This is a genomic window from Luteitalea sp. (assembly GCA_009377605.1).
Taxonomy (GTDB): Bacteria; Acidobacteriota; Vicinamibacteria; order Vicinamibacterales; family Vicinamibacteraceae; genus WHTT01.
The window spans coordinates 59258-70754 of the sequence record WHTT01000027.1; the positions used below are offsets into that span (position 1 = coordinate 59258).

The window sequence follows — 11497 nt, forward strand, 5'->3', positions numbered from 1 at the left end:
CGGTGATCTAGGAGCCGTCGGCGGCCTTCAATCGTTCTATCGCGGCTCGCAATGACTGCGCGCGCATGGCCGACCATATATCGCCCACCTTGCCGACACGCTCGGCCATCGTCCGGAGCGTGAAGGTCCGCGGCCTCACGTCGCCGCGCTCGAGCTCTTCCCACGTGCATGGCGCGGAGACCGGTGCGTTGGGCTGCGTGCGCACGGCGTAGGTCGCGGCAAACGTTGCGCTGTAGGCGTTCGGTCCGGTGTCGACCAAGATGCGGCCCCGGCGGTCGGCCTTGCTGAACTCTTGTGTGAGATGCTCCGGATCACGACCGACGAGGATCGCGCCGACCGCATGCGCGAACCGGGAGACGTCGCCAAAGCCCGCTCCACCGTCGAGGGGAACGATGATGTGGAAACCCTTCGAGCCGGATGTCTTCACCCAACTTTCCAAGCCCAGCTCGCTCAGGAGATCGCGCAGTTGAAGCGCGGCCGCACGCAGGATGTCTGGCTGATCTTTGGACGGGTCGAGGTCGAAGACGCACAGGTCGGGCTGGTACAGGTCTGGCGCACGTGACGTCCAGACGTGCGGGGTGATGCAGTTCTGGTTGACGAGCCAGAGCAGCGATCGCAGGTCGTCGACGAGCGGCTTCGCGATCTCGAGCCCATCGAGCCGCGCACGAAGCTCCAGCAGCAGCTTCGTATCGAAGCCGGTGCCGATTCTGCCTGCGAAGACGAAGTCCTCGTGCTCGAAGTAGCCGACGAGCAACGCCCCCAGCCCAACGCGTGTCCCTTGCGGATCGGTGAATCCTCCGACCACGAGATCCTGCGTCGCCTCGCACTTCATCTTCAGCCAGTGCCGCGAGCGACGCTGTTCATAGGGCGAGTCGCGGCGCTTTGCGATGACGCCTTCCCAGCCTTCCCTGCACGCACGTTCCCACGGCTTGGGGTCCTCGAGCGGGCGCACACGCTCCAACGGCGGTTGCAGCGGCAACCCGCTCAGTAGTGCCAGACGCGCGTCGAGCGGCAGCGACATCACGTCACGACCGTCGAGCCACATGACGTCGAACAGGTGGTAGGCGAGCCCATCGCGACCCCAGGTCACCTCTCCGTCGAGGATCAGGTCGTCCACTGGCAGACCCTGGACCGCCTCGAGGAGGGCGGGAATCGTCTGCGGCAGGCGGTTGCGCGAGAGGAGGCGGATCTCCGCCCCGCGCTTGAAGACCAGGAGGCGAACACCGTCGAACTTGCGCTCGAAGAGCCATTCCGGGCCGGCGAACCGCTCCTGCGTCAGGGTCGCAGCCATGGGCTCGACCCACTCAGGAAAGGGGACATCGCTCATGCCAGGTAGGGCCGTCTCGCGGCGCGCTCACGCCTTCGCGCTCCGCGCTACGGCGGACGAGTCGGCGAACGCGCCCTCCCGTCGTAGCAGAGACACCTGCAGGGGCCGCTCGTTACTTTACGATCCTCAGCCGCGCTCCGCAACAGCTCGGCTGCTCCTGCCACTCCAGGCGGACCCGGGTTGAAAGGACCGGCGCGTTTCTGGCTCGACGAGACCGTGGCGGAAGGCGTAGACGGCAAGCTCGAATCGGTCCGAGAGCTCGAGCTTCCCGAGGATGGAGGTGAGGTGATTTCGCACGGTGCCTTCGCTGATGAACAACCGCTCGCCAATTGCCGGGTTCTTCAGCCCGAGCCCGACCAGCGCAATCACCTCGCGTTCTCGCTTCGTGAGGCTCAGAATCCTGGCGGCGTCTGGATCGCGCCGACGGAGCCCGACCAGGAGCTCTGCGGTCTTACCCCGTTCCAGCCAGATCTCTCCGGCGTGGACCCGTTCGACCGCCTGGACGAGCGTCTCGGCAGGCTGGTCCTTGCGCACGACGCCAACGGCTCCAAGCTCGAAGGCGCGGTAGTGCATCCTCGCCTCCGTGCTCGCCGTCAACACCAGTAGGCGACTCGCACCAGCCTCGTTCAACTCGCCGATGGTGTGGAGCGGCAGCCTGTCCGAATCGGGATCGAGCAAGACGATATCGGGCCCTGTGCGCGCGGCCAGCGACAGCGCCTCCCCCGTTGCGCTCGCCTCGCCCACGATGATCAGATGCCCGTGGCTGGCAAAGATGTACTTGATGCCGGCCCGCACGACGGTGTGTGCCGCCGCGATGACGATCCGAATACTCTCGAGATGTAGTGCATTAGCCACTGTCAGGTCATACGGTCAGTCAGCGGCACGAGGCACACCGTCCCTGCAACCTCGCGAACGGGGAACGTGAGATGTGGGTCAAGCCGTGTGGACACCATGAAACGTTGATCAGGACTAGCTTCGATCCCTGAACACACCGCAGGACTCGGGTAATACAAAGGTGATCGTGCCGGAGGATCTGAGTCTTGTCAAATGTTAAGACACGTGATACGAAATACGGATCCGCTGATGCGAGAGGACGTGAGCACTCGGTGTATTCACGCTCGAGATAGCACTATCTTGCGTTTTTTCATGCTCATCTAGCATCGACTCACCTGGAGTACTGTCACTCTCACATCGCGAAACAGTTCCTGTCGGGGTTGACAAGTTAGGACAGAAGAATTTACCGCCCCTGGAGCACATTCCAAGGAGCGTCGCATTCCACTGGCACCTCCGGGTGCCGACGTCTCCGTAACTCTCGACGGAGTTACACGACGTCGCTTCCCTTCATCAACTGTGACCTGGCTCCTACTTCAAATGTGAGAGAGGTCACGTGTCGAAAACGTCCAACACCGACTACACTGCACTCTGTTGTTGTTTCTCCGCCACTCAATACCCGTATTCGTGCCGAGCTTGATTCCTCCTGCTCGAACGCTGTCGACGGGAGGTCTTGCACCGGGCAAGAACCGTGGTCAGACCGGCCCGTGAAGTGACACGGCATGTATGAGGCGTTCTTCGGACTCCGGGAGCGGCCCTTCGACCTCACGGCGAACCCGCGCTTCATCTTTCTCACGGCCCGCCACCGCGAGGCATTGAGCACGCTGCGCGCCGGTCTGTCAGCGCCCAGTGGCGTCACGTTACTACTGGGCGAGGCCGGGACGGGCAAGAGCACGCTCGTGCGCGGAGCGCTGGCCGAGCCACCGCATCCCGAGAACCGGACCTTGCTCTTGAGCAATCCGACGCTGACGCGCGCGGAGTTCTACGAGTACATCGCGCGCAGCGTCGGCCTGACCACGCGCGCCGCGAAATCCAAGGCACGGTTTCTCGTCGAGTTCCAGGGCACGCTCCAGGCGCGGCAGGCCGCAGGCGGACTGACAACGATGGTCATCGACGAGGCGCAGAGCCTCCCGGACGAGCTGCTCGAGGAGGTGCGGCTGCTCGCCAACATCGAGACATCCAACGTCAGGCTGCTCAACGTCGTGTTGGTCGGTCAGCCGGAACTGGCCGATCGCCTGAATCAACGCTCGCTCCGCCACCTCAAACAGCGCATTACGCTCCGCTGGCAGCTCACGCCGCTCGATTTGCGTGAAACGGCTGTCTATCTGGCAGCTCGCGTCCGTGTGGCCGGTGGGAACGCCGCCGAGATCTTCACGCGCGAGGCCGTCGTCAACATCTACCAGGCGTCGGGCGGGCTCCCCCGGATCATCAACGTGGTCAGCGACAACGCGTTGCTGGGCGGGTACGCCGCCCAGGTCAAGCCGGTGAACCAAGCAATCGTGCGGGGCATCTGCCGCGACCTCGATCTCGGCTCGCCGCAGCCGGGCGAGTCGAGCGCCGCGTCGGAACCGCTTGAAGACGAGACAGACAGCCCCTCGCACTCGCACAGCACGGAGGTCTGGGTTCCGACGACGCGGTCGGAGGCGCTGTTTCCCTGGCAGCGCTGGAAAGAGGTCGTCGTGAGGAGTCTGGCGCGCCTCCGCCCAGCCAGCATGTGAGGCAAGTCGGAATATGTCATGGCCGCGCTTCGGAGGAACCTCGCTTGGATCCTGTGTCTGATCCCGCTCATCCTGCCGCTCGGGACCCGCGCACAGGGGCTACTCGAACGTGCGCAGGCGCTCTACGCGTCGGCACAGTTCGCCGCTGCTCTCGCGATACTGAAGAACGTTCAGCCGGCGACGCAAGCCGAGGCGGTCGCTGCAACGAAGACCCGCGCGCTCTGTCTACTGGCGCTCGGTGAATCCGCCCAGGCAGAGCGCGCGTTCGAAGCGCTGGTCGCAGCGGATCCGGCAGCACGCCTGACCGAAGCCGAGGCCGCACCGCGCGTGCGCGCGTTGTTTGCCAAGGTGCGCGTGCGCGTGCTGCCGCCCCTCGTGCGCCAGCGCTTTGCTGTGGCCAAGGAGCTGTTCTCGAACGGGAACGACGCCGAGGCTGCGGTCGCCTTTCGTGAGCTGAGCCCGCTCATCGACGATCCTGACCTCGCGACGGCCGGTGTGACCGGTCTCTCGGACCTGCGCGTCCTGGTCGATGGGTTCCTGGCACTCGCCGACGCAGCAGACAAGAAGCCATCATCCGGGAAACCTGTGTCGCGCACGCCTGACTCGACCGATATACCCAACGGCGGCGAGCGTAGCGAAGGCGCCGAGGCGAGGCGGTCGACTCCTCCGGCGATCGTGCCGCCGGTTGTGATCTCTCAACCCATTCCCCAGCCACGCGGCATCACGCTCCGGCGCAAGCCGGCCACGCTGGTGATCGAAGTCCTGATCGACGAACAGGGCCGTGTCGAACGCGCGAGGCTGCAGCAACCGCTACACCCGACCTACGACAAGATGGTCTTGGCCGCGGTCGACGACTGGCGATACCAGCCAGCGACACGTGATGGGCGGCCCGTGAAGTTTCTCAAGACGATCGAGGTCACCCTTCATCCGTAGGTGGCCCTACCTAAAACGTGAAGCGAACGCCAAGGCGCACCTGGCGCGGTGTTTGGTACGCGAGGACACTGCCGAAGTCCGGGTTGAGCGTGCCTGGACCGATTTCGGTGTAGTTGTCGTAATCGAGGGCGTTCTGGAGATCGAACAGATTGAAGGCGTCCACCGACAGCGTGATCCCCATGGCGCCGAACCGCAGCCCATAGTCAGCATGGACGCCCATGTCCGCCACCACGGGGCTGCGCAGGCGGAACCCATCTTGGGTGTCGAAGCCGGCGCCGCGCGGTCTTTCCGGTATCTCGCCGGCACTCTCGTAGAGCGGGTTCGCAGCCAGCGGTGTGAGCGGCCGGCCTGACCCCACCTGCAGGCCGAGCCCCAGGTTCAGCCGAAACGGAAAGCTGTAGTTGCCGTAGACCTTGAACTGATGCGTCCGGTCGTTTGGCAGCAGCCCGGCACCAGCTTCGCCAAGGTTCCGGATATCGCCGCGCCAACCAAACTGCGGGACGCCTATTTCCGTATACGACGGATCGTTGGTGGGAAAATCGAACAGCGAGGTGATGACAGGATCGGACTGCCCATTGTCGTTGCGGAAGAAGCCCTCGAACGTACCGGACAGGCGTGACCAGCGATAGGACGCCTGCAACGCCCAGTCGTCCGAGAAACGTTTGGCGGCCATCAGCTCGACCGCATCGTAGTCATGAATCGGCGACTCGAAGCTCGCGGTAATGCCGGGAAACTCCGACACCGGCGTCTGCCCGTCCGGATTGGTGACGAAAAACTCGACGCTGTTGCCGACAACATCCGGAAATAGGAAGTACGCGGCCATCGGCGCCGTGCCGACATCCTCCAACACCCGATCGAGCGAGCGATGGACGTAGCGTGCAGTGAGATTCACGCCGGGCCACGCTTCGTACTCCACTCCCACCAGCACCTCGTCGAGAAACGTGGTCTTGGCGTCCGAATCGAACTCGGCGGGAGCGAGACCTGCCTGAATGAAGTGAATGTCGTCGTCGGCTGGCCCCGCGACGACGCCATTGGGAATTGGCTCGGTCAGCGCCGCATCGAAGTAGTCCGCCCGCGTCGTCCCCGCATCAGCCCCCATGGCGCGCGCGGCGAGATCGTTGGGGATCTTGGCGAAGAAGCGCCCCCAGCTGAAGAAGAGCTTGGACCGGCCGTCGCCGACGATGTCGTACGTCACACCCAGGCGAGGTGCCCAGTTCGCGTCCCAGGTAACGTCCGAGAGACTTCCCTCCAGCGTCTGCTGCTCGTAGCGGATGCCCGGTTGAATCGTCAAGCGATTGCCGACACGCCAACTGTCCTGCGCAAAGAAGCTGAAGTATTGCTGCGAGGTGTCGCGCAGGGTGCTCGTGTTCGCCCGTCGGACCCGATAGATCTGGCCCAGGACGGGATCCGGCAGGATGCGAACCTCCGCCCCCGTCAGGGTCTCGGTCCCATCGGGCAGCAGGAAGCTGGGACCCGTTCGGTCGATGACGTTGTCGTAGTCGATGTCCTCGAATGAGAGCCCGTATCGGACCTCGTGATCACCCACGTAGTGCGTCGACTTGACCGCGTACTGGATGTTCGTGCCGTCGTTGTCCTCAACGAAACCAAGGCCGCCCGAGCGTCGAAACGGCTCGACCGTCTCATCGATCACGTCCCATGCGTCCACGACCGGCTGTTCCTCAATGGCGTTCTGTGCGCGCGAGAGGGAGGCTTCGAGCAACCAGGTTGGCGTCGGCGCCCCTTCGTACTTGACCATCTGGCTATGGCCGCCGTATGTCAGCGAGCTGAACCCACCGGTGTCATCGCGTAGAAGCGCCTCGTCGCGCTGTGGCCCATTGCGGCCATCCGCCGGATCCCCGAAGAAAGAGGCATCCAGCCGATGACCGTTGGTGGCCTGCACCGTCGCCTTGGCCGCGTAGGTCGTGAGTTGCCGTTCGCGCTCGACTTCTCCCAACTCACGAAGGGGCACATTTTCCGGTGCGATACGCTTCTGCCCCTCCCACTGCGGGTCGAGGGCGGCAAAGAAGAACGCACGATCGGGCACGATCGGCCCGCCGATCTCGATCCCGAAGTCGGTGAGCGAGCTGCTCGTCGTGTTCACCGCCTCTTCGCGCGACAGGCTCTGCGAGACGATAGGCGTGTACCCCCCCTCGGCCGCTTCTGGACGCACGTACGCGAAGGCGCTGCCGTGATAGCCGTTGCCGCCGCTCTTGGTGATGACATTGACGACGCCGCCCGTCGCCTGGCCATGCTCCGCTTCGAAGCCCGCGGTCTTCACCTGCACTTCCCGCAGGAAGTCGAAGGGCACGCCGTTGCCCAATGAGCCAAAGATGATCGAGTACGACCCGAGCGCACCGTACCCGGCGTTGGTGATGTTCACGCCGTCGACCACATACTGGTTTTCGAGACCGCTGCCACCGGCAATGGACGGGTTGGCCTCACCGGTTCCGCCGCCACTGCTCACGCCGGGCGCCACGTAAATCGTGTCGCTGAAACGGCGGCCCACCGGGACCCGCTGCAGCAGGTCTGAGTCGATCGTCGCACCTATCGTGGTCGTGCTCGCATCGATCACGGGGGGATCCGCGACCAGCTCGACGCGTTCCGTCAGGCCGCCGACCTGCATGAGAAGCGTCTGAAGATTGATGGTCTGCCCGAGTGAGAGTGCGATGTCATCCTGGCTCAGGCCCTTGAATCCCTGCAGGTCCACCTGGACGCTGTAGGTGCCTGGCGTCAAGGCTGACACGCGGAACACGCCGTCCACATCGGTGACAGCACGTCTCTGGCCCTGGGCGCCGGTGACCGTCACGGCCGCGCCGGGAAGTCCCAGCCCCTGGTCGTCGACGATCCGGCCCGTGATTGCGCTGGTCGTTTCCTGGGCAACGCCAATCCTCGCCGTGACGAGCACCAGCGCCAACACGACGTACGTCCACCATTTCATGGGCCCTCCTAGCGGTCCTTGGCTACTCGGAAAGTCACGCGCGAGTGGATTATCGACACCACGTACTACGGTTCCATGACATTGCTCACGCCCGCCTTGCCGCCGCCGGGGGCACGCTCGGGTACGGGGTCGCGCCGGATCCGGACCCGCTAAACGGCAGCCGCGGGGAGCGATTCTCATACTGAAGTCTTGTCTGGTTATGAGCCCAAACGACCGTGAGCCAAATCCTAGTGCATCTGTGATGTTCGTCCTAGCGCAATTGTGAGGTCGGTCACATGCCGCGTGAGCTGCACCCCGCTATAGTAATCGGCGTCGTGTCGCTCGCGGCCCCAGAAACGAGAGGAAGCGCAATTCACCATGCAGGACCAGCACCGCAGGTATCACGTCCGGGCTCGTCCTCGCCTCTCGCTCCGCCCATACAAGACCGCGCTCATCGCCGCCATGCTGATGGGCGCCACCACGCTGATGGGCACTGCCACACCGCCCGCGGCGGCTCAGGAGGCTCTCCGAGTGGCCGTCCCGCAGAGCACTGCGACCTCGCAACGGGAGCCGCCAGGTACACCGTCTGATGGCACCGCGTCCGAATGGACGCACTGGACGAACGGCCGATATCGCATCAATCCGGGAGACGTGCTCGAGCTGCGGTTTCCGTTCGTGCCGGAGCTCGATCAAAAGCTGGCCGTTCAGCCCGATGGTTACGTGACACTCATGGAGATCGGCGACCTTCGGGTGCAAGGGCAAACGATACCGCAGTTGCGGGCCCACTTACGCGAGGCGTACGCGCCGATCGTGCGTGACCCGGTTTTCACGCTGGTTCTGCAGGAGTTCGAGGAGCCGTATTTCGTCGCGGCCGGTGAGGTCGTGCGACCGGGCCGCTACGATCTGCGTGGCGCGACCACGCTCACGCAGGCGCTCGCCTATGCAGGTGGGCCAACGGGGAAGGCTCGACTCTCGGAGGTCGTGATCTTCCGGCACTACACCGAGGAAACGGTGACAGCCAGAAAAGTCGACGTGAAAGCCATGTATGGCAGAGAGGATCTCAGCGAGGATCCGTTGTTGCGACCGGGAGACACGATCTTCCTTCCGAAGAGCGCGCTCGGCAAGTTGGCACCAGTGCTGTCACGTGTGGGCCTAGGGCTGTATCTCAATCCGTTCGACATCGGACGGTAAGTCTCCCCTGAAACTCGACAAATCCAGACACGCAGGAGAACAAGGATGGCGGCGGAAGGTCCAAACCGGGAGCAGGTCTACACGCTGCGAGGCGTGCTGGCTGCGCTCTTTCGCCAGTCCCGAACGCTGACCGTCTGCTTCGCGGTCCTCATCACCTGCGTGGTGGGTGCGCTCCTGTTCGTGCCCGACGTCTACGAGTCCGAGCTGAAGATCCTGGTGAAGCGCGATCGAGTCGACTCCCTGGTCAGCGCAATCCCGGGGTCAGAACGTACCGGCAGCTCGGAAGTCTCCGAAGCGGAGCTGCTGACGGAAGTCGAGCTGCTCCAAGGAGACGACCTCCTCGAGCAGGTTGTGCTGTCCGTCGGTCTCCCCAGCGAAAACGAGCCCCAAGAAGCATCGAGTGTGGAGGGATCTGGAGGTCGGTCGAGGTCGATCGCCGACGCGGTCAAGGCGGTGCGGGGCGATCTGAGAATCGAGCCAATCAAGAAGACGTGGATGATCGACGTGACGTATGCCTCGCGGGACCCGCAGCGCGCGAAACGCGTGCTCGACGTGCTGTCTGATCTGTATCTACAGAAGCACCTTGCGGTACGCCGTCCGCCCGGCGCTTACGAGTTCTTTTCGGAACAAGCGGACACGTCGCTGCAGGCGCTCGAAGAGGCGCAGATGCAGCTTCAGGCCTTCGGCGAGCGCAATCACGTCGTGTCGGCCTCGGCCGAGAAGGAGATGGTGCTCCAGAAGCTGGCCGAGTTCGAGTCGATGCAGCAGGAAGCCGAAGCGACGCTCGCCGAAACGACGCAGCACGTGGCCGCGCTCGAGAGCGAGCGCGAGCGGACGCCGGCGAAACGCACGTCGGAGCAGCGCACCAGTGATCCTGCCGGGCTCATGCAGGACGTGCAGTCTCGGATGCTGACCCTCGAGCTCAAACGAACCGAGCTGCTCCAGAAGTTCACGCCGAGATATCGTGCAGTCGTCCAGATCGATCAGCAGCTCGAGCAAGCGCGCGCCGCCCTCGAGCGCGCGCGGAGCGCCGCGGTGAAGGAAGAGACCATTGCCGACAACCCCACCATGCAGTGGCTGGAGAACGAGATTGCGCGGGCGCGAACCGAGCGTGAGGCGCTGGGTGCGCGGGTCAAGGCACTCGGCGCGACCGTCAATGCGTATCGGACCAAGGCGCAGGACCTCGACGCGAAAGGCGCGACGCAGCAGACACTCCTGCGAGCGCTGAACGTGGCGGAGGAGGAGTACCTCTTGTATCAGCGCAAACAAGAGGAGGCTCGGATCTCGGATGCTCTGGATCGTACGCGCATCGCGAATGTTGCGGTCGCACAAGCGCCAACCGTGCCGGCCGAGGCGCGACCGACCCGGCGGCTGCTGTGGCTCGCGCTCGGCGCGTGTGCCGCGCTCGTGCTGAGCCTGGCCGTGGCGTTGATGAAGGATGCGGCGAGCCCAGTCGTCCGCACGCCCGAGGAGCTCGGAGCCACGCTGGAGAATGTTCCAGTGCTGGCGTGGATTCCCGCGAGTGAGCAGTAGGACCGACATGCCCCGATTGACTGATGCCTTGGCACGTGTGCAGGACGCCGAACGGGACGCTCCCGTCAGCGACAGCGGTCGCCTGGCCTCGCTCGAGACACGCGACGAGCCGTCGCTGTTAGACACGAGGGACTCGCCCGACGTCTCGCCCAACGCTCACCGTCCTTCGTTCACGAGGGTGCAGACGTCGCCGCTCGAGAGTCCCGTCATGCAGCCGCTTCGGCAGCGCCTGACAGGCCTCGTCGAGCGGACGTTCCTCGTGCCGGCGCGGCCGGGCGAGGCCGTGCGTTCACTGCTGTTTGCCAGCGTGGATGGAGTCGAAGGCTCAGCGCTGGTCCCCGCGGCTGTATCGGAAATCCTGTTGTCTCGCGTTCGCGGTTGGATTTGTCTCGTGGATGCGAACTTTCGTTCGCCTTCGCTCCATCGGCATTACGGCTCGACCAACGCATTGGGTCTGGCCGACGCGCTGGTCGGGACCAGCCGCGCGAGCAGTTATGCGCGAGAGCTGGCGCGGGGACGCGACAGCTCACTCTGGCTCATGCCAACGGGCGACTTCAGCGACGCGGGAGCGCACCTCCTCGAAGCGGATGCGTATCGACGCCGCATGAGGGACGTCATCACCGCGTTCGAGTACCTCGTGATCGGCACGACGATTGCCACGGCAAATCCTTCTGCCTCCATCCTTGCCGCCCAGGTCGATGGGGTGATCTTGGTCGCGGAGGCAAACGTCACGACGCGGCAGTCGCTACGCGTGGCGGCGCAGGCAGTCAGCGCCTCCGGCGGCCGGGTGCTTGGCACGGTGCTGAACAACCGCACGTTCCCGATTCCCGAGGCCATCTACCGGCTGCTGTAAGCACGAGACGTGGGCTCCCCCTACTGCGATCCGATGTCGACCGTTATGTCGCTCAACGTGAACCATCTCGCGCCTGCCGCCGGAGGCACAGGAGACATCGTCCGAGTGACCGCGCCGGGTGGCCGCGATGTCGGCCGCCCGGAGGACGTCCGCCGTCGTTCTGCGCCGCTTCGAGCCATTCCTGCGGCGCGGCT

The 11497-nt window shown here is 64.4% G+C and carries 8 protein-coding genes; 5 read left to right on the forward strand and 3 right to left on the reverse strand.

Annotated features, from left to right (window positions below):
* Positions 1-7: 7 nt before the first annotated feature.
* Positions 8-1327, reverse strand: coding sequence for a hypothetical protein (locus tag GEV06_11405; GenBank protein MPZ18504.1), 1320 nt, complete (start codon positions 1325-1327; stop codon positions 8-10).
* Between the two features lie 126 nt (positions 1328-1453).
* Positions 1454-2182, reverse strand: a complete 729-nt coding sequence (locus tag GEV06_11410; GenBank protein ID MPZ18505.1) for a response regulator — start codon at positions 2180-2182, stop codon at positions 1454-1456.
* 698 nt (positions 2183-2880) lie between these two features.
* Here GEV06_11410 and GEV06_11415 point away from each other — a divergent pair.
* Complete coding sequence (locus tag GEV06_11415; protein MPZ18506.1) at positions 2881-3876, forward strand: AAA family ATPase; 996 nt, start codon at positions 2881-2883, stop codon at positions 3874-3876.
* A gap of 18 nt (positions 3877-3894) precedes the next feature.
* Positions 3895-4809 carry a TonB family protein gene (locus GEV06_11420; GenBank protein MPZ18507.1) on the forward strand — a complete coding sequence of 305 codons (915 nt, stop codon included), beginning with the start codon at positions 3895-3897 and terminating at the stop codon, positions 4807-4809.
* Positions 4810-4819: 10 nt separating this feature from the next.
* On the opposite strand, the gene GEV06_11425 is transcribed toward GEV06_11420, so the two are convergent.
* Positions 4820-7927 (reverse strand): TonB-dependent receptor plug domain-containing protein, encoded by a 3108-nt coding sequence (locus GEV06_11425; protein MPZ18508.1) that lies wholly within the window; start codon positions 7925-7927, stop codon positions 4820-4822.
* A gap of 177 nt (positions 7928-8104) precedes the next feature.
* Here GEV06_11425 and GEV06_11430 point away from each other — a divergent pair, with 177 nt between their 5' ends.
* From GEV06_11430 to GEV06_11440, 3 genes are read left to right on the forward strand one after another with little or no spacing between them, the layout of a single operon-like run.
* Positions 8105-8917 (forward strand): hypothetical protein, encoded by an 813-nt coding sequence (locus GEV06_11430; GenBank protein MPZ18509.1) that lies wholly within the window; start codon positions 8105-8107, stop codon positions 8915-8917.
* A 45-nt stretch (positions 8918-8962) separates the two neighbouring features.
* Positions 8963-10450: a hypothetical protein gene (locus GEV06_11435; protein ID MPZ18510.1), complete on the forward strand. Its 1488-nt coding sequence runs from the start codon at positions 8963-8965 to the stop codon at positions 10448-10450.
* A gap of 7 nt (positions 10451-10457) precedes the next feature.
* On the forward strand, positions 10458-11303 hold the full coding sequence (locus GEV06_11440) for a hypothetical protein (protein ID MPZ18511.1): 846 nt from the start codon (positions 10458-10460) through the stop codon (positions 11301-11303).
* Positions 11304-11497 lie beyond the last annotated feature (194 nt).